This window comes from Cupriavidus sp. H18C2, assembly GCF_049393795.1.
GTDB lineage: Bacteria > Pseudomonadota > Gammaproteobacteria > Burkholderiales > Burkholderiaceae > Cupriavidus > Cupriavidus pauculus_C.
Genome location: NZ_CP186010.1, coordinates 2,983,627 through 3,002,526, shown reverse-complemented (window position 1 = coordinate 3,002,526; position 18,900 = coordinate 2,983,627). Strand labels below are relative to the sequence as shown.

Genomic DNA, 18,900 nt, shown 5'->3' with positions numbered 1-18,900 from the left:
CCGCGATGGCCAGCCACCACTGGAGTCTCAGATGAAACGCATGACCCGTCCCGGCACGATGATCGTGGCGGCCACCCTGGCAGCTACCGCGCTGGCCGCCAACCTTGCCTGGGCGCAGATCGACGCCGCCAAGAGCACGGTCACGGCCACCGCCAAGCAGATCGGCGTGCCGATGGAAGGCAAGTTCAGGAAGTTCGACGCCACGCTGGACTTCGATCCGGCCAAGCTGGCCACGTCGTCGGCCAAGGTCGAGATCGACGTGTCGTCGTTCGAGATCGGCGACGCCGAGACCACCAAGGAGGTCAAGGGCCGCGACTGGTTCGACGCCGCCAAGTATCCGAAGGCGGTGTTCCAGTCGACCAGCATCAAGGCCGGCGCGGCCGGCAAGTACGAAGTGGCCGGCAAGCTGACCATCAAGGGCAAGACCGTGGACGTGACCGTCCCGGCCACGTACCGCCAGGACGGCGCCGCCCAGGTGTTCGACGGCGTGCTGCCCATCAAGCGCACCACGTTCAACATCGGCGATGGCGAATGGAAGGATACTTCCGTCGTGGCCGACGACGTCCAGATCAAGTTCCACCTCGTGACCCCGGCGAAGAAGGGCTGAGGCGGGCACTGTCCCGCTCGACGCTCCTTGGCCGTTATTCCTGACCTTCCTCTCCAACTTTTTGACGGGAGACTCAACATGAAGATGCGCACCCTGATCGCCGCCGCCGCGGCTGCCTCCGCCACGTTCGCCGCCGGCGCCGCCATGGCGACCGCCACGACCTACAACATCGACCCGACCCACACGTACCCGAGCTTCGAGGCCGACCACATGGGCGGCCTGTCCAAGTGGCGCGGCAAGTTCGACAAGTCCAGCGGCGTGGTGACGCTGGACCGCGCTGGCAAGGCCGGCACGGTCGACATCAAGATCGACGCCGCGTCGATCGACTTCGGCAACGGCAAGCTCAACGAGCACGCCAAGGGCCCGGAAATGTTCGACGTGCAGGCGTTCCCGGATGCCACGTACAAGGGCAAGTTCTCGAAGTTCAAGGGCGACGTGCCGACCGAAGTGGACGGCGTGCTGACGCTGAAGGGCGTGTCGAAGCCGGTGAAGCTGGAGATCAAGGAATTCAAGTGCATGCAGCACCCGATGCTCAAGCGTGAAGCCTGCGGCGCCGACGCCGTGGCCCACTTCAACCGCGCCGACTTCGGCATCGACTACGGCGTGAAGTACGGCTTCAAGCAGGACGTGAGCCTGGCCATCCAGGTGGAAGCGGTCAAGGCCGATTGATCATGCCGCGACGCATCCGCCGCCGGCGGATGCCGTCATGGAGAAATGTTATTTCTCCAATACAAAGTAGAAAAATGAGCCAACTATCCTGTTGGCTCATTTTTTTTGCGCTTTGCATACCCCACTTCATGCAGCAGGTGCACTGTTGTGCGGTGAAGAATTGCCACAGTACAATGGGTCGCCGCAGTCCCACCCTCTGGGGCGGCGTCGCTCCGTCCCCGAAACACCCCTGGCGGCGCGCGCCCCGCAACTGGTCACGCGCATCGATATGAGCATTGGCTGCATTCCCTGACAGGTAGTTTCGCCGCAAGACCCTTGCCTTGAGCTGTACCCGGCCGACGCCTGCTGGCGCCGTGTCCCGCAGCGTTTCTCGGATTTCCCTGGCGCGATACCGTGTACTCCAAAACGCAAATCGATCCGGTAGTTAGCTTCCGCAACTCGCAGGGCGAGCAGGTGCGGGGCACGATCATCAATCTCCAGCGCAAGTCGCTGGTGATGGAAATCTACAATCCCTACTCGATTGTCCAGGTCAGCGAAGTATTGAGCGAGCTGAGCGTGCGGATGGGCGCGAAGAACGCCTACCTGGGCAAGGCCGTGGTCATGAGCCTGGTGAACACCGGCCTGACCGCGGTGGTGTCGCTGACACTGATCGACGAGTGGCGCGAACTGACAGACGTCAACGATGCACCGAAATCGGTCGCGCGTGAGGCCGAGCTGTTCGTCCAGGACTGGGACACCCGCTTCAACATCCGGCGCGACTACCAGATCGTGGTCAACGAGATGCGGGCGTTCCTGTCCGAAGTCTCGCGCTGGGTGGAACAGGTGGACCTGACCGAATCGCTGCCCAAGAAGGAAGGCCGGCTGCGCGAGGACGTGTTCTACGAACTGGCCACGCCGCTGATGGGCAAGGTGAAGACTTACCTCGACTGGCTGGAGGACGAGGCCAAGCGGGTGGACCAGGAACTGGCGCCCGTGCACCGTACCTACGCCCAGGCGGCGCTGCACCCGCTGCTGCTGCGCGCGCCGTTCGTCTACCGCACGTTCACCAAGCCGCTCGGCTACGCGGGCGACTACGAGATGGTGAACCAGATCCTGAGCGATCCGCAGCAGGGTCCCACCACCTACTTCCAGATCGTCAATACCGCCTTCCTGAAGGCGGCGGTGGCCACGGCCCACCGCAACCGGATCGACCTGCTGGTCGACTTCCTGACCCGGCAGGCCGAACGCGCGCGGGCCGAGGGGCGGCCGTTCCGGGTGCTCAACGTGGGCTGCGGCCCGGCGTTCGAGATCCAGCGCTTTGTCCGTGAATACCCGAATCCCGAGCTGCTGTCGTTCCAGCTGATCGACTTCAGCGAGGAAACGCTGGAATACACCCGCGCCTCCGTGGAGCGCTCGGCGGCGGGCGCCGGCCGCAAGGTGTCGGTGGAGATGGTGCACCAGTCCGTGCACGACCTGCTCAAGCGCCGCATTGCGATGGACGACCCGAGCCTGCGCGAATTCGACGCCGTCTACTGCGCCGGGCTGTTCGACTACCTGTCCGATAAGGTCTGCGCGCGGCTGCTGCAGTATTTTGCGTCGCGCTCGCGGCCGGGCGGCCAGTTGCTGGTCACCAACGTCCACTCCGACAACCCCGAGAAGTTCGGGATGGAACACCTGCTGGAGTGGTATCTGATCTACCGAGACGAGGCAGGGATGACCTCGGTCTTGCCGGAGAACTCGCATGCCCACCGACTTTATGTCGATGAAACCGGCGTCAATGTCTTCGCCGAAGCCACTGTCAGCTGACGTGGCCGACGTGGCGGACGCCGAAGAGGCGGCGCCGGCGGCCAGGCCCGTCAGCTCGAACCAGCTCTACGCCGGCTACCAGTCCGAACTGGCCGACTTCCGCCTGGCGTTCAGCCGGGGCGGGGCGTACACGGCCATCGCGCTGGTGATGCTGGGCGTGGGGCTCGACTACGGCCAGTATCCGCACCTGCAGGTGCCGTTCGCCATCGCCCGCGTGCTGGTGTCGCTGCTGATCGCCGGCGTGGTGGTGGCGCTGTACAGCCAGGCCGGCCGCCGCTTTGCGCCGTGGCTGACCATGACGTGGCTGCTGCTGCCGCAGATCATGATCGCCTGGATGATCTCGCGCACCGAAGGGGTGGAATCGCCGTACTACGTCGGCCTGAACCTGGCGATCTTCGCGTCGGGCATCGCGCTGCCGTTCGGGCTATGGCAGAACCTGGTGTTCGGCATCCTGTCGTACGTGCTCTACGCCGCGGCCTGCCTGCTGCACCCCGGCGGTATCGAGCCGATGGGCACGTTTATCGTCAACTCGCTGTTCCTGCTGTTCGCGGCGGCGGCCAGCGGCGTGTACACGTTCTTCAACGAACGGGCGCGCTTCATGCTGTTCCGGCTCAAGGCCGAGGTGGCGGACAAGAATACCGAGCTGGAAGTCATCAACCGCAAGCTCGTCGACATCAAGGGCCAGATGCTCCAGCAGGAAAAGATGGCGGCCATCGGTACGCTGGCGGCCGGCCTGCTGCACGAGGTGAACAACCCCGTGAACTTCTGCCTGATGGCCATCGAGGTGGCCATGGAGGAGCCGGCGGCCAAGTCCGAGCCGATGCTGGAAGAGTGCCTGGTCGATGCCAAGCAGGGCATGCAGCGCATCCAGCATATCGTGTCCGACCTGAAGACCTTTGCCTACCGCAAGCCCGGGGCCGAGGTGGAAGGCACGCCGTTCCTGTTCGAGAAGGCGCTGGATTCGTCGCAGCGCCTGACCGCGCACGAATTGCGCGGCGTCAAGATGACGCGCGAGATGCCCGACGACACGCTGGTGATGGGCGACGAAGCCGCCATTATCGGCGTGCTGATCAACCTGTTCTCGAACGCCGCATTGGCGATGCGCAAGGCCGGCACCAAGGAGCCGGCCATCCATACCACGGTGCGCTGGCAGGAAAAGCGCCTGCACGTGACGGTCAAGGACAACGGCCCGGGCATCGCGCCCGAGCACCTGGCACGCGTGTTCGAGCCGTTCTTCACGACGCGGGAAGTGGGGCAGGGGCTGGGCCTGGGGCTGTCGATCAGCTATGCGGTGATCGAGCGCCACGGCGGGGTGCTGTTCGCCGAAAGCGAGGTCGGCCAGTGGGCCGCCTTCAGTTTCGACCTCCCGCGGGCGGAGTAAGGCAGTGACGATGGACACCACGCAGACGCGGCCCACCATTCTCTACGTCGACGACGAGGAGATGGCCTGCAAGTATTTCGCGCGCGCGGTCGGTAGCGAGTACGAGGTGTTGTCGGCCACCGGCGCCGACGAGGCCGTCGGCATCCTGCGCGCGCACCACGCGCGCATCTCGGTGCTGGTGACCGATTTCCGCATGCCCGGCCGCGACGGCGGCGACCTGCTACGGCAGGTGGCGCAGGAATTCCCCCAGATCGTGCGCATCCTGGTCACGGCCTATGCCGACAAGGACATGCTGCTGGAGACCGTGAACACCGGCGAGGTGTTCCGGATCCTGGAAAAGCCCATCGGCGTGGCCGACGTGCGGGACATCCTGCGCCTGGCCGGCGAGCGCTACCGCGAACGCGCGGTGCGCCAGCAGCGGCTGATGGCCATCGACGAGACGCTGGCGTTCCTGGCGCATGAACTGAACACGCCGCTCGCGGCGATCGCCAATTTCGCGCTCGGCATCGAGTCGCGCGTGGGCGGCGAATACAGCGAGGCGCGGCAGGCCGAGATCGGGCGGGCAGCCAGTGCCATGCATGACAACGCCCAGTATTGCCTGGCGGTGCTGTCGTCGTTCCTGCAGTCGGTGCGCAGCAGCGCCGGCGGGGCGGTGCCGGCGCGCGGTGTCGGACAGGAGGTCAGCGCGGGGGCGCTCGTCGCATCCCTGCTGGATACCTATCCTTTTGCCGATAACCAGCGTAGCTGGGTGCACGTGGAGATGGAGGGCGACTTCCCCGTGCCCACGCTGCCGAACTGCGTGGCGCTGGTGCTGTCGTCGGTCATGAGCAATGCGCTGCGCGCTCTGGCCGATGTGAGTGCCCCCTCGCTACGTTTTGTGGTGGTGGCTGGCGACCGGCCCGAGATCCGCATCGCCGACAACGGGCCCGGCATCCCGCCCGAGGTCATGGGCCGGCTGCTGGTGGATCCGGTGACCACGCATGCGTCGGCGGGCGGCAGTGGCATGGGCATGATTTTCTGCAACCGGGTGATGCAGTCCTTCGGTGGCGGCATCCGGATTGCGTCGGCCTCGGGCGCCGGCACGACCGTTACCCTCGATTTCCCCAATTTCAAGAATCGTATGCACAGGAGTGATCGATGAGCGAACCGAATACTACGCAGGCACCCCCGGCGATTCTGTTCGTCGACGACGAAGCGACTGCGGTCAAGTATTTCCAGCGGGCCATCGGCCAGCTTGCGCCGGTGGTGACCGGCCAGTCCGTGGAGGAGGGCAAGACGCTGCTCGACGCCCACGCCGACAGCCTGGCCGTGCTGGTGTCCGACCAGCGCATGCCCGGCGAGTACGGCAACGAACTGCTGCGCTACGCGCGCGAGCGCTATCCGCATATCGTGCGGATCCTGACCACGGCCTATTCGGAACTGGACCAGACCGTCGAGGCCGTGAACCAGGGCCAGATCCATCGCTATATCAAGAAGCCGTGGGACATCACCGCGCTGCGCATGGAGCTGAAGCAGGCGCTGGAACTGTCCGGACTGCGCAAGGAACGTGACCAGCTGGTGCGCGAGAAGCTGATGGTGCTGCAGAAGCAGACCGTCGCCACGCGGGTCGGAATGATCCACGCGCTGTGCGCCAGCCTGATCGGCCCGGGCCGCTTCCAGCCGGTGGAAACCTACCTGTCCGGCACGTCGCTGGCCGGCGCCAGGAACGCCGAGCCGGACTGGCAGCGCCTGGACTACGCAGACCTGGTAGGCGCCGAAAGCAAACGCAGCGGATCGTTCGGCCACGCCGTCAGCAACAAGCTGGCCGCCCTGCGCACCGCTAACCGCGGCGCGGGCGACGTGGCCGCCGTGCTGGCGGAATCGCTGGGCGCCAGCGTGCGCCGCGACGGCGACGTGGTCACCTGGACCTCGCCCGCCACGCTCAACGAGTTCGTCTCCCGGCCGGTAGCCGAAGAGGTATCGCCCGAGCACGCCGGCTGGCTGGCCGCCTTGCTGTGGCTCGAAGAAGCAGGCGGCGCCCTGCAACTCGTACGCGAAGGCGACGCCATCTCGGCCCGCACCACCCCCCGCACCGAATCGTTCTCGGCCGACCGGCTGGCGGTGTGGATCGAGGAGTTGACGGAGGCGTAGGGCGGTCCGGCTGTTGTTGCAGCGTTGAAGTCCCGCGCTTGCTCACCTTGACCATCAGGTTCAGGAACTGATGCCAAGGGCGCGGCACCCAAAGAAAAAGGCACCCGCAGGTGCCTTTTTTCATGCCGCGCGACGGAGTCCGTCAGGCTTGTGCCCCGTAGTTCGGGTCGTTGCGGTCCGTCACGTCGGCCTTCTTTTCGCCCTTGACCAGGTCCTCGCGCTTCACGCCGAGCCACATGGCCAGCGCTGCGGCCACGAACACCGACGAGTAGATGCCGAACAGGATACCAACCGTCAGCGCCAGCGCGAAGTAGTGCAGCGTCGGGCCGCCGAAGAAGAACATCGACAGCACCATCATTTCGGTCGAGCCATGGGTGATGATCGTGCGCGACATCGTGCTGGTGATGGCGTGGTCGATCACCTCGCGCGTGCTCATCTTGCGGTACTTGCGGAAGGCCTCGCGGATCCGGTCGAAGATCACCACCGACTCGTTCACCGAGTAGCCCAGCACGGCCAGGATGGCCGCCAGCACCGACAGCGAGAACTCCCACTGGAAGAACGCGAAGAAGCCCAGGATGATCACCACGTCGTGCAGGTTGGCGATGATGCCGGCCACTGCAAATTTCCACTCGAAGCGGAACGACAGGTAGATCACGATGCCGGCCACCACGCACAGCAGCGCCAGCAGGCCGTCGGTGGCCAGCTCCTTGCCGACCTGCGGGCCGACGAACTCCACGCGCTGGAGCTTCACGTCGGGCGCGGCGGCGGTCAGCGCGCCCATCACCTGTTCGCTCTGCTGGGCCGACGTGACGGGCTTGCCGTCCGGACCCTTCTGCAGCGGCAGGCGGATCATCACGTCGCGCGAGGTGCCAAAGTTCTGCACCTGTACGTCGGTGTAGCCCAGCTTGCCCACCTGGCCCCGGATTTTCTCCAGGTCGGCGGCCTGCTGGTAGTTGACCTCCATCACCGTGCCGCCGGTGAATTCGATCGACAGGTGCAGGCCCTTTTGCCAGAGGAAGAAGACAGCGGCGGCAAACGTCAGGAAGGAGACCACGTTGAAGATCAACGCGTGCTTCATGAACGGAATGTCGCGCTTGATGCGGAAGAATTCCATGATGTTGTCCTGATGTGTCCTGGCTTACTTGGCCACCGGCGCGTCGGCGTCCGGCTTCCAGATCTGGCCGATGGCCAGGCTCTGGAGCTTCTTCTTGCGGCCGTACCAGAGGTTGACCAGGCCGCGGTTGAAGAACACCGCCGAGAACATCGACGTCAGAATGCCCAGGCAGTGCACCACGGCAAAGCCGCGCACCGGGCCCGAGCCGAAGGCCAGCAGCGCCAGGCCGGCGATCAGCGTGGTCACGTTGGAGTCCAGGATGGTGGCCCAGGCGCGGTCGAAGCCGATGGCGATGGCCATCTGCGGCGACGCGCCCGCGCGCAGTTCCTCGCGGATCCGCTCGTTGATCAGCACGTTGGCGTCGATGGCCATGCCCAGTACCAGCGCGATGGCCGCGATGCCGGGCAGCGTCAGCGTGGCCTGCAGCATCGACAGCACCGCAATCAGCAGCAGCAGGTTGATGCCCAGCGCGGCCACCGAGAACAGCCCGAACAGCATGTAGTACAGCACCATGAAGACGGCGATGGCGGCAAAACCGTAGGCCACCGAGTCAAAGCCCTTCCTGATGTTGTCGGCGCCCAGCGACGGGCCGATGGTCCGTTCCTCGATGATCTCCATCGGGGCGGCCAGCGAGCCGGCGCGCAGCAGCAGCGCCAGGTCGTTCGCGGCCTCGGTCGAGTACGAGCCGGTGATCTGGAAGCTGGAGCCGAGTTCGGACTGGATCGTCGCCACGGTCAGCACTTCGCCCTTGCCCTTTTCGAACAGGACGATGCCCATCGGCTTGCCGATGTTCTCGCGCGACACGTCGCGCAGCACGCGGCCGCCCTGGGCGTCGAGCTTGATGTTGACGGACGGACGCTGGTTTTGGTCGAAGCCGGCCGACGCGCTCTCGATGCGGTCGCCCGTGAAGATCACCTGCTTGCGCAGGATCACCGGCGCGCCATTGCCCTGGGTGAACAGTTCGTCGCCAAACGGCACCGGATCGCCCGGACGCGGGTTGCGCGGCGCGTCCGGATCGGCCAGGCGCGCTTCCAGCGTGGCGGTGCGGCCGATGATGTCCTTGGCCTTGGCGGTGTCCTGCACGCCCGGGAGCTGCACGACAATGCGGTCGGCGCCCTGCTGCTGGATCACCGGCTCGGCCACGCCCAGCTCGTTCACGCGGTTGTGCAGCGTGGTGATGTTCTGCTTGACCGCCGCGTCCTGCACGGCCTTGCGGGCCGCTTCGGTGAACACGCCCACGACGTTGTTGCCGTCGATCGAGAACGCCAGTTCGCGCAGGTTGTCGGCCAGGATGCCGCGCGCGCGGTTGGCGTCGTCGGCGTTGCTGAAGCGCACGGTCAGGCGGTCGCCGTCGCGGTCGATGCCGCCGTGGCGCACGTTCTTGTCGCGCAGCAGCGTGCGCGTGTCGCCGGACAGGCTGTCCAGCTTCTTGTCGACGGCGCCCTTCATGTCCACCTGGAGCAGGAAGTGCACGCCACCGCGCAGGTCCAGGCCCAGGTACATCGGCAGCGCGTGCAGCGACGTCAGCCACCGGGGCGAGCCCGACAGCAGGTTCAGCGCCACCACGTAGGTCGGGTCGTTGGCGTCGGGGTTCAGCGCGCGGGTCAGCGCGTCCTTGGCCTTCAATTGCTCGTCCGTGGTGCGGAAGCGGGCCTTGACCGAGCCCGACTGGCCGGCGACGTCAAAGAACACGCCGTCGGGCTGCAGCTGGTGCTGGGCCAGGATGTCCTCCACCTGCTTCTGCATGGAGAGGTCCACCTTGACCGTCGCCTTGGCGGACGATACCTGGACAGCAGGGGCCTCGCCGAAGAAATTCGGCAGGGTGTAGATGATGCCGATGGCCAGGGCCACCAGGATCACGATGTATTTCCAAAGCGGATAGCGATTCATCTTTGGCCAGTCATTGCGGTTGGCATGCCGACAAGCCGCGCAAAACGCGCGCCGGTTCGGCGGACCGGTTGGCAAACAGCCGCCTGGCAGCCCCGACACGGGTCCGGGAGGACCCGCCGGGCTGGTTCAGGCGGCTGCGCAGGGCAGGGTCGGCGTAGCGACGGGGCGCCACTCGACGTGTGCCGGATCAGGAGGAGGAGACCGTCCCGATCAGAGCGACTTCAGCGAGCCCTTGGGCAGTACGTTGGTCACGGCGTTCTTCTGCACGGTGATTTCCATGCCTTCGGCCACTTCCAGCGTCACGTAATTCTCGTTGACCTTCGTGACACGACCCAGGATGCCGCCGGCGGTGACGACTTCGTCGTTCTTGGCCAGCGCTTCCAGCATTGCCTTCGCTTCCTTCTGGCGCTTCATCTGCGGGCGGATCATGATGAACCACAGCACCGCGAACATCAGGATGATCGGCAGGAAGCTCATGAGGCCACCGGCCGCGCCGCCGGCACCGGCGGTCTGCGCAAAAGCGTTCGAAATCAGCACGTTACTTCTCCGTCACAAAGGTCAATCAGGGAATCGGGCATTCTATCACCCGGTTGTTGTCCCGCCTTGGCATTCTAGGGCGAATTACGGGTTTGTTCGGGTGCTTTGCAAGTACTTTGCAGACGAAGCAGAAGCGCCCCGCGCAACCCCGGCGCGGGCAGTGATTCGACAGGCTGCGGGCCAAAAGTTCGCGCTGCCTGTCTGATCCTTAAAACAATGTCATCTGGTGCCGCGCGCCCGGTCTTCGGCAAACCGGCGGCGGAACGCCTCGAAGCGATGTTCTTCGATGGCGGTGCGCATTTCGCGCATCAATTCCAGGTAGTAATAGAGGTTGTGGATGGTGTTCAACCGCGCGCCCAGGATTTCGCCCACCCGGTGCAGGTGGTGCAGGTAGGCGCGCGAGAAATTGCGGCAGGTGTAGCAGCCGCACTGCTCGTCCAGCGGGCGCGGATCGTTGCGGTGCGCGGCGTTGCGGATCTTCACGTCGCCAAAGCGGGTGAACAGCCAGCCGTTGCGCGCGTTGCGCGTGGGCATCACGCAGTCGAACATGTCCACGCCGTGCGCCACGCCGGCCACCAGGTCTTCCGGCGTGCCCACGCCCATCAGGTAGTGCGGCTTGTGGGCCGGCAGGCGCGGGCCCACGTGCTCCAGCACCCGCATCATGTCGGCCTTGGGTTCGCCGACCGACAGCCCGCCGATGGCGTAGCCATGGAAGTCCAGCTCCGACAGCCCGGCCAGCGACTCGTCGCGCAGGTCCTCGAACATGCCGCCCTGGACGATGCCGAACAGCGCGTTGGGATTGGCCAGCCGGTCGAATTCGTCGCGCGAGCGCTTGGCCCAGCGCAGGCTCATCCGCATGGACCGGGCCGCCTCGTCGTGCGTGGCGGGGCGGCCGTCGATCTCGTACGGCGTGCATTCGTCGAACTGCATGACGATGTCCGAGTTCAGCGTGCGCTGGATCTGCATCGAGATCTCGGGCGACAGGAACAGCTTGTCGCCATTCACCGGCGACGCGAACGTGACGCCTTCCTCGGTGATCTTGCGCAGTTCTCCGAGCGAAAACACCTGAAAGCCGCCCGAATCGGTCAGGATGGGCTTGTCCCAGCCGACGAACTTGTGCAGGCCCTGGTGCGTCTCGACCACGTCCAGGCCGGGGCGCAGCCACAGGTGGAACGTGTTGCCCAGGATGATCTGGGCGCCAATCTCGTTCAGCTCCAGCGGCGACATCGCCTTGACCGACCCGTAGGTGCCCACGGGCATGAAAATTGGCGTTTCCACGACGCCATGGTTCAGCGTGACGCGGCCGCGGCGCGCGTTGCCATCGGTGGTCAGCAGTTCGAAGTTCAGCATGATTCGGTTCTCGGATGCGGTCAGTCGCGGCGGGTCAGCAGCATGGCGTCGCCGTAGCTGAAGAAGCGGTAGCGCTGTGCCACGGCGTGGCGGTAGGCGGCGCGGATGGCTTCCACGCCGGCCAGCGCCGACACCAGCATCAGCAGCGTCGACTTCGGCAGGTGGAAGTTGGTGATCAGCGCGTCCACCGCGCGGAAGCGGTAGCCGGGGGTGATGAAGATGTCGGTGTCGCCGTGGCCCGCGTGCAGCGTGCCGTCCGGGGCCGCGGCCGATTCCAGCGCGCGCAGCGACGTGGTGCCCACGGCGATGACCCGGCCGCCGCGCGCGCGGGTTTCGCGCACGGCATCGGCCAGTTCGGGGGTGATCCTGTACCACTCCGAATGCATCTTGTGCTCGGCCAGGTTCTCGGTGCGCACCGGCTGGAACGTGCCGGCGCCCACGTGCAGCGTCAGGAACGCGCGGCGGATGCCGGCGGCGTCCAGCCGCGCGAACAGCGCGTCGTCGAAATGCAGGCCGGCCGTGGGCGCGGCCACGGCGCCGGGGTTGCGCGCGTAGACGGTCTGGTAGCGCGTCTCGTCGTAGGCGTCGGGGTCGTGCGTGATGTACGGCGGCAGCGGCAGCCGGCCGTAGCGCTCGATCAGGTCCAGCGCCGGCTCGGGAAAGTGCAGCGTGAAGAACTGGTCGACGCGCGGCCCCACCGTGACCGCGAAGGCGTCATCGGCCAGCAGGAGCTGGCTGCCTTCGGCGGGCGTCTTCGAGGCCCGCACCTGGGCCAGCACCGTGTGGGTGTCCACCACGCGCTCGACCAGCACCTCCACGCGGCCGCCGCTGGGCTTCTGGCCGAAAAAGCGCGCCTTGATCACGCGCGTGTCGTTGAAGACGAGCAGGTCTTCCGGGCGCAGGTAGTCCAGGATGTCGCTGAACGCGCGGTCCACCAGCCGCACGGCGTCGGCGGTATCGGCGGGCGCTGTCCGTTCCACCACCAGCAGGCGGCTGGCGCTGCGGTCGGGCAGGGCGGACTGCGCGATCAGTTCGGGCGGCAGCGGGAAATCGAAATCGGACAGGGTCAGCATGGGTTCAGCGGGCAAGGCAGCGCCGTACCGAAGGCAATAGGGGGCTGGGCGGCAGTCCTTGCGCGGTGCCGCCGCAGTGATCGGTACGGCATGGGTACAATCGGCGAATCCGACATTGTAAGGCTTGGGCGGCCGGCTTCGCCCGCGCCCCGCTTGTGACTTTCATATTTCCGCGCTGATGCCAGGCACCGCCACCGACCCCCTAGACGACCCCGCGCCCGCCGCCGCCAAGCCGGCCCGGCCCGCCGCAGGACAGGCCGGCAAGCCGGGCACCGGGGCGGCGGACAAGGCCAAGCCGTCATCCGCCATGGCCCGGCTGGCCAAGCTGGGCCTGCGGCGCCCGGTTGACCTGGTGCTGCACCTGCCGCTGCGTTACGAGGACGAAACCACGCTGGAGCCGATCCGCGACGCCATCCGCCGCGCCGGCATGGGCCTGGCCGCGCAGGTCGAGGGCGAGGTGGTGTCGAACGAGGTCACGTTCCGCCCGCGCCGCCAGCTTGTGGTGAAGATTGCCGACGACACCGGCGAGCTGACGCTGCGGTTTCTGAATTTCTATGGCAGCCAGACCAAGCAGATGGCCGAAGGCATGCGGCTGCGCGTGCGTGGCGAGGTGCGCGGCGGGTTCTTCGGCGCCGAGATGGTCCATCCGACCGTGCGCCCCGTGACCCCCGACGAGCCGCTGCCCGACCGCCTGACCCCGGTCTATCCCGCCACCGCCGGCATCTCGCAGGCGTACCTGCGCAAGGCCATCGGCGGGGCGATGTCGCGCACGCCGATGCCGGAGACGCTGCCCCAGGCGGTGCTGCGCGGCCCGCTGGCATCGCTGAAGCTGGCGCCGCTGCCCGATTGCCTGCGCCTGCTGCACAACCCGCCGCCGCAGGAAAGCGAGGCGGCGCTGGCCGACCGCTCGCATCCGGCCTGGGTGCGCATCAAGTTCGACGAACTGCTGGCGCAGCAGATCTCGCTGCGCCGCTCGCAGGCCGCGCGGCGCGAGAAGAATGCCCCATCGATGCTGCGCCGGGACGATGGCCTGCTGACGCGCTTCCTGGCGGCGCTGCCGTTCCGGCTCACCGGCGCGCAGGCGCGCGTGGTGGAGGAGATCGCGGCGGACATGGCGCGCCCCCATCCGATGCACCGGCTGCTGCAGGGCGACGTGGGCAGCGGCAAGACCATCGTCGCCGCGCTGGCCGCGTGCCAGGCCATCGACGCCGGCTACCAGGCCGCGTTGATGGCGCCCACGGAAATTTTGGCCGAGCAGCACTTCCGCAAGCTGTCGGCGTGGCTGGAGCCGCTGGGCGTGCCCGTGGCCTGGCTGGCCGGCAGCCTCAAGGCCAAGCTCCGGCGCGAGGCCGTGGCGCGCGCTGAATCGGGCGAGGCGCGGCTCGTGATCGGCACCCACGCGCTGATCCAGGACGGCGTGAAGTTTGCCAACCTGGGGCTGGCCGTGGTCGACGAGCAGCACCGCTTCGGCGTGGCCCAGCGGCTGGCGCTGCGCGGCAAGGCCGGCGAGCCCGGCGCGCCGGGGCCGGTCGACGAGAAGGTGCCGCACCAGTTGATGATGTCGGCCACGCCGATCCCGCGCACGCTGGCCATGACCTACTACGCGGACCTGGACGTGTCCGTGATCGACGAATTGCCGCCGGGCCGCACGCCAATCGTCACGCGGCTGGTCAACGATGCGCGGCGCGACGAGGTCATCGAGCGCGTCCACCACGCCGCGGCCGAGGGCCGCCAGGTCTACTGGGTCTGCCCGCTGATCGAGGAAAGCGAGGCGCTGCAGCTTCAGACCGCGCAGGAAACGTACGAAACGCTGATGGCCGCGCTGCCGGACCTGCGCGTGGGGCTGGTCCACGGCCGCCTGCCGCCGGCCGAGAAGGCGGCCGTGATGGACGACTTCAGCGCCAACCGGCTGCACGTGCTGGTGGCGACGACCGTGATCGAGGTGGGCGTGGACGTACCCAACGCCTCGCTGATGGTGATCGAGCATGCCGAGCGCTTCGGGCTGGCGCAGCTGCACCAGTTGCGCGGCCGGGTGGGGCGGGGCAGCGCCGAATCGGTCTGCCTGCTGATGTATCAGGCGCCGCTGTCACCCAACGCGCGTGAACGGCTGGCGACGATGCGCGAGACCACCGACGGGTTCGAGATCGCCCGGCGCGACCTGCAGATCCGCGGGCCGGGCGAATTCCTGGGTGCGCGGCAGTCTGGCGAGGCGATGCTGCGCTTTGCCGATCTGGAGACCGACGCGTGGCTGGTGGACTATGCGCAGGCGGCCGCCGAAATGATGCTGGCGCAGTTCCCGGAGGCCGTGGAGGCCCATCTGTCGCGCTGGCTGGGCGGACGCGAGCACTTCCTGAAGGCGTAGGTTGCGCCCGCTCCCTATCTGATCAGTCCGAAAAAGTGGCGCAAGACTGACATTGCTTCTGCGATCTGACAGACGGCGGATTCGAAGTTAAAATCTATCGCCTAACCAGATTTGATTAATCATGACGCTCACCGAACTCAAGTACATCGTTGCCGTAGCGCGCGAGCGCCATTTCGGCCGGGCGGCCGAGGCGTGCTTCGTATCGCAGCCGACGCTGTCGGTCGCCATCAAGAAGCTGGAAGACGAGCTGACCGTGCAGATTTTCGAGCGCGGCACCTCGGAGGTATCGGTGACCGCCATCGGCGAGCAGATCGTCGCCCAGGCCCAGCGCGTGCTGGAGCAGACCATGGCGATTCGTGAAATCGCCAAGCAGGGCAAGGACCCGCTGGCCGGCCCGCTGCGCGTGGGCGTGATCTACACGATCGGGCCGTACCTGCTGCCGGCGCTGGTCAAGCAGATGATCGACACCGTCCCGCAGATGCCGCTGATGCTGCAGGAAAACTATACGAACAAGCTGATCGAGCTGCTCAAGCAGGGCGAGATCGACTGCGCGATCATGGCCGAGCCGTTTCCCGATTCGGGCCTGACCGTCCGGCCGCTCTACGACGAGCCGTTCGTAGTAGCCGTGCCGCGCGGCCACAAGCTGGCCGAGCAGGCCATGGTCGATCCGGACGAACTCAAGCAGCAGACCATGCTGCTGCTGGGCAGCGGCCACTGCTTCCGCGACCACGTGCTCGGCGTCTGCCCGGAGCTGTCGCGGTTCTCGCAGGCCGCGGACGGCATCCAGAAGACCTTCGAGGGCTCGTCGCTCGAAACCATCCGCCACATGGTGGCCAGCGGCGTCGGTATTACCGTGCTGCCGCGCACGTCGGTGCCGGACCTGAAGCCGCGCAACGACATGCTGTCGTACGTGCCGTTTGCCGATCCGGTGCCCGATCGCCGCGTGGTGCTGGCTTGGCGCAAGAGCTTCACCCGGCTGCCCGCCATGGAGGCGCTGGCCAATGCCGTGGCCGCCTGCGACCTGCCGGGCGTGCGCAAGATCGGCGACGCGGAACCCGTCGAGGCCGTGGCCGCCTGATACGCGCCAGGCTTCGCACATGCGAGAACGGCAGGGGCGACCCTGCCGTTTTGCCGTCCGCGGCCCCTGCACCAAAACCCTGTTCACGACCCGGACATAGTCCCGGACTATCCCATAGTTAAAAAGTATCAAATAGTCACATTCATAGCCGATGACTACACTTCGTCCATCGGTTGCACGCATGCCAGGCGGACATGACGGCAGCCCCCATGGACTCAGGAGAATCATCATGGCAATGCTCGGGCTGTTCGTCAGCGAATTCCGGCAACTGCGCGCGCAGGCGGGCAAGGCAGGCGATACCGCGCGGCTGCGCCGCAAGGTGGTCCGCAAGGAAATCGGCATGGCCGTCGTGGCGCTGGGCGCGATGGTCATGTTCATGGACGCGGCCCGCGGGCTGTCCGTCCTTGTGACTTGAACCTGATACGATAATGGCCGCTGTTCGTCCGCCATGCGCGGGCGGTCGATCCTCGTGGCCTGACCAAGAATGGAGCTGAGAAAAATGGCAAAGAAGAATGAGATGAGCGTGAACATCGGTATTTCGGACAAGGACCGCAAGAAGATCGCGGAAGGCCTGAGCAAGCTGCTGGCCGACACCTACACCCTCTATCTCAAGACCCACAACTTCCACTGGAACGTGACGGGTCCCATGTTCAACACGCTGCATACGATGTTCGAGACCCAGTACACCGAACTGGCGCTGGCTGTGGACTCGATCGCCGAGCGGATTCGCGCGCTGGGCTACCCGGCACCGGGCACCTATCGCGAATTCGCCAAGCTGTCGTCGATCGCCGAGGAAGAGGGTGTGCCCGAGGCCACGGACATGATCCGCAAGCTCGTGGAAGGCCAGGAAGCCGTGGTGCGCACCGCGCGCTCGCTGTTCCCGGTCATCGACGCAGCCGGCGACGAGCCGTCGGCCGACCTGCTGACCCAGCGCATGCAGACGCACGAGAAGACCGCGTGGATGCTGCGCTCGCTGCTGGCCTGATCCCCGTCATGCCCGTCACCGGTTGAACCGGTACAACGCGCCTCGGACCCGTGCCGAGGCGCGTTTTTGCTTGGTATTTCCTGAAGTCCGCCTCCGCCATGTCCCATCCGTCCGCCGCTCCCCACCATCCAGGCCGCCTCGCGCTCTACGCGCGGCTGGTACGCATCGACAAGCCGATCGGCACGCTGCTGCTGCTGTGGCCCACGCTCTGGGCGCTGTGGATGGCAGCGGAAGGCCCGCCGACGTGGCAGATCTTCTGCATTTTCTTTGCCGGCACGTTCCTGATGCGCTCGGCCGGCTGCGCCATCAACGACTGGGCGGACCGCGACTTCGACCGCCACGTCAAGCGCACCCGCGAGCGGCCGCTGACCGCCGGGCTGATCGCCAGTTGGGAGGCGCTGGCCGTGGCGGCCGTGCTGGCACTGGTGGCGTTCGCGCTGATCCTGCCGCTGAACGGGCTGACCAAGTGGCTGGCCGTGGTGGCGGCGGTGCTGGCCGGCACGTATCCGTTCTTCAAGCGCTTCTTTGCGATCCCGCAGGCGTACCTGGGCATCGCGTTCGGGTTTGGCATCCCGATGGCGTTTGCCGCCATCCAGGCGCAGGTGCCGTTCGTGGCGTGGCTGATGCTGCTGGCCAACGTGTTCTGGGCCGTGGCGTACGACACCGCCTACGCGATGGTCGACCGCGACGACGACCTGCTGCTGGGCATGAAGACGTCGGCCATCACGTTCGGCCGTTTCGACGTGGCCGCGATCATGATCTGCTACGCGGCATTCCTGGGGCTGATGGCCTGGGCGGGCGCGCTGCTGGACCTGGGCTGGCCCTACTACGCCGGCCTGGCCGCGGCAGCCGCGATGGCCGGCTACCACTACACGCTGATCCGCAACCGCGACCGCATGCAATGCTTCGCCGCATTCCGCCACAACAACTGGCTCGGCGCGTGCGTGTTTGGGGGCACGCTGGCGGCGTATCTGGTGAAGTAGGGCAGGGTCGCGTTTGTTTGCTCCCCTATCCCGCAAGGCGGGAGAGGGGAAAAACCTGCGGGCTTCAGACTACGCCCCCAACCTTCAATCCTTCCCAAACTCCGCGCCCATTTCCTTGCCCCGCGCCGCGGCGGCATGCATGGCCTTGACGAAGGCTTCGGCGATGCCGCCGGCGTCCATGGCGGTCAGGGCGGCGTAGGTGGTGCCGCCCTTCGAGGTCACGCGCTCGCGCAGCAGTGACACCGGCTCGGGCGATTCGGCGGCCAGCGCGGCGGCGCCGCGGAATGTCTCGACGGCCAGCTTGCGGCCCTGCTCGGCCGACAGCCCCAGCTCCCTGGCCGCGCGCTCCATCGCTTCGACGAAATAGAACACGTAGGCCGGGCCGCTGCCGGAGATGGCCGTGACGGCGTCGATCTGGTCGTCGCCATCGACCCAGACGCACTGGCCCACGGCCTCGGCCACCGCCGTGGCGATGGCCCGGTCGCGCTCGGCCAGGCCCGGCGCGGCGGCCAGCCCGGTCATGCCCATGCCGGCCAGCGCCGGGGTGTTGGGCATGGCGCGCACCAGCCGGCTGCGGCCGAGCCAGCGGGCCATGTCCTGCAGCCGGATGCCGGCCGCCACGCTGATGACGAGGTTGTCGGCCAGCAGCGGCACCAGCGGCGCGATGGCGTCGCGGAAATGCTGCGGCTTGACGGCCAGCACGATCACGTCGCTGGCGCCAAAGGTGGCGTCGGGCGCCGCCATGGCCTGCACGCCGGTCTGGGCCAGGCGCTGGCGCACGTCGGCGGACGGGTCGACCACGCGGATCGCGCCGGCGGGCACGCCACGGGCCACCAGGCCGCCGATCAGGGCGGCGGCCATGTTGCCGCCGCCAAGGAAGCCGAAGGTAAGGGAATCGAGCATGAAGTTTCCTGGTAGGCCGGTGCGAAGCGTGTCGACCGGCGTGGTGCGTGGTG

General features: G+C 66.8%; 17 protein-coding genes. 11 read left to right on the top strand and 6 right to left on the bottom strand.

Annotated elements, in window-relative coordinates; genetic code table 11:
- The first annotated feature begins 31 nt into the window (after positions 1-31).
- From EPAKOI_RS13595 to EPAKOI_RS13570, 6 genes are all read left to right on the top strand, one after another.
- Positions 32-607 carry a YceI family protein gene (locus EPAKOI_RS13595; protein WP_313835304.1) on the top strand — a complete coding sequence of 192 codons (576 nt, stop codon included), beginning with the start codon at positions 32-34 and terminating at the stop codon, positions 605-607.
- Between the two features lie 78 nt (positions 608-685).
- A complete protein-coding gene (locus tag EPAKOI_RS13590) occupies positions 686-1,276 on the top strand; it encodes a YceI family protein (protein ID WP_124683302.1) in 591 nt (196 codons plus the stop codon).
- Between the two features lie 393 nt (positions 1,277-1,669).
- On the top strand, positions 1,670-3,061 hold the full coding sequence (locus EPAKOI_RS13585) for a class I SAM-dependent methyltransferase (protein WP_124683303.1): 1,392 nt from the start codon (positions 1,670-1,672) through the stop codon (positions 3,059-3,061).
- Entirely contained in the window at positions 3,033-4,442 is a 1,410-nt protein-coding gene (locus EPAKOI_RS13580; protein WP_253700000.1) for a sensor histidine kinase, read from the top strand. The genes EPAKOI_RS13585 and EPAKOI_RS13580 overlap by 29 nt, the downstream gene beginning before the upstream one ends.
- 10 nt (positions 4,443-4,452) lie before the next feature.
- Complete coding sequence (locus tag EPAKOI_RS13575) at positions 4,453-5,583, top strand: hybrid sensor histidine kinase/response regulator (protein WP_313835394.1); 1,131 nt, start codon at positions 4,453-4,455, stop codon at positions 5,581-5,583.
- Entirely contained in the window at positions 5,580-6,572 is a 993-nt protein-coding gene (locus tag EPAKOI_RS13570) for a response regulator (RefSeq protein WP_423192409.1), read from the top strand. The genes EPAKOI_RS13575 and EPAKOI_RS13570 overlap by 4 nt, the downstream gene beginning before the upstream one ends.
- A 142-nt stretch (positions 6,573-6,714) precedes the next feature.
- Here EPAKOI_RS13570 and secF read toward each other — a convergent pair whose 3' ends face one another.
- The 5 genes from secF to queA all read right to left on the bottom strand — a co-directional run bounded on the left by secF (position 6,715) and on the right by queA (position 12,536).
- The gene (secF, locus tag EPAKOI_RS13565; RefSeq protein ID WP_313835302.1) at positions 6,715-7,686 is read right to left on the bottom strand and encodes a protein translocase subunit SecF; all 972 of its coding nucleotides are present in this window, start codon (positions 7,684-7,686) and stop codon (positions 6,715-6,717) included.
- A gap of 24 nt (positions 7,687-7,710) precedes the next feature.
- Positions 7,711-9,576: a protein translocase subunit SecD gene (gene secD / locus EPAKOI_RS13560; RefSeq protein ID WP_124683307.1), complete on the bottom strand. Its 1,866-nt coding sequence runs from the start codon at positions 9,574-9,576 to the stop codon at positions 7,711-7,713.
- Positions 9,577-9,786: 210 nt separating this feature from the next.
- The gene (gene yajC / locus EPAKOI_RS13555) at positions 9,787-10,113 is read right to left on the bottom strand and encodes a preprotein translocase subunit YajC (RefSeq protein ID WP_124683308.1); all 327 of its coding nucleotides are present in this window, start codon (positions 10,111-10,113) and stop codon (positions 9,787-9,789) included.
- 219 nt (positions 10,114-10,332) lie between these two features.
- Positions 10,333-11,463 carry a tRNA guanosine(34) transglycosylase Tgt gene (tgt, locus tag EPAKOI_RS13550; RefSeq protein ID WP_313835301.1) on the bottom strand — a complete coding sequence of 377 codons (1,131 nt, stop codon included), beginning with the start codon at positions 11,461-11,463 and terminating at the stop codon, positions 10,333-10,335.
- 20 nt (positions 11,464-11,483) lie between these two features.
- On the bottom strand, positions 11,484-12,536 hold the full coding sequence (gene queA / locus EPAKOI_RS13545; RefSeq protein ID WP_124683310.1) for a tRNA preQ1(34) S-adenosylmethionine ribosyltransferase-isomerase QueA: 1,053 nt from the start codon (positions 12,534-12,536) through the stop codon (positions 11,484-11,486).
- Between the two features lie 178 nt (positions 12,537-12,714).
- Between queA and recG the strand changes: the two genes are divergently transcribed.
- The 5 genes from recG (at position 12,715) to ubiA (ending at position 17,944) form a co-directional block, all read left to right on the top strand.
- The gene (gene recG / locus EPAKOI_RS13540) at positions 12,715-14,898 is read left to right on the top strand and encodes an ATP-dependent DNA helicase RecG (RefSeq protein ID WP_423192408.1); all 2,184 of its coding nucleotides are present in this window, start codon (positions 12,715-12,717) and stop codon (positions 14,896-14,898) included.
- A gap of 121 nt (positions 14,899-15,019) precedes the next feature.
- Positions 15,020-15,976: a LysR substrate-binding domain-containing protein gene (locus EPAKOI_RS13535; protein ID WP_313835298.1), complete on the top strand. Its 957-nt coding sequence runs from the start codon at positions 15,020-15,022 to the stop codon at positions 15,974-15,976.
- A 229-nt stretch (positions 15,977-16,205) separates the two neighbouring features.
- The gene (locus tag EPAKOI_RS13530) at positions 16,206-16,391 is read left to right on the top strand and encodes a hypothetical protein (protein ID WP_124683313.1); all 186 of its coding nucleotides are present in this window, start codon (positions 16,206-16,208) and stop codon (positions 16,389-16,391) included.
- 84 nt (positions 16,392-16,475) lie between these two features.
- On the top strand, positions 16,476-16,961 hold the full coding sequence (locus tag EPAKOI_RS13525) for a Dps family protein (protein WP_124683314.1): 486 nt from the start codon (positions 16,476-16,478) through the stop codon (positions 16,959-16,961).
- A 98-nt stretch (positions 16,962-17,059) separates the two neighbouring features.
- Positions 17,060-17,944 (top strand): 4-hydroxybenzoate octaprenyltransferase, encoded by an 885-nt coding sequence (gene ubiA / locus EPAKOI_RS13520; protein WP_124683315.1) that lies wholly within the window; start codon positions 17,060-17,062, stop codon positions 17,942-17,944.
- A gap of 84 nt (positions 17,945-18,028) precedes the next feature.
- Here the strand turns inward: ubiA and proC are convergent, their stop codons facing one another.
- Entirely contained in the window at positions 18,029-18,847 is an 819-nt protein-coding gene (gene proC, locus EPAKOI_RS13515; RefSeq protein ID WP_423192407.1) for a pyrroline-5-carboxylate reductase, read from the bottom strand.
- Between the last annotated feature and the right edge of the window lie 53 nt (positions 18,848-18,900).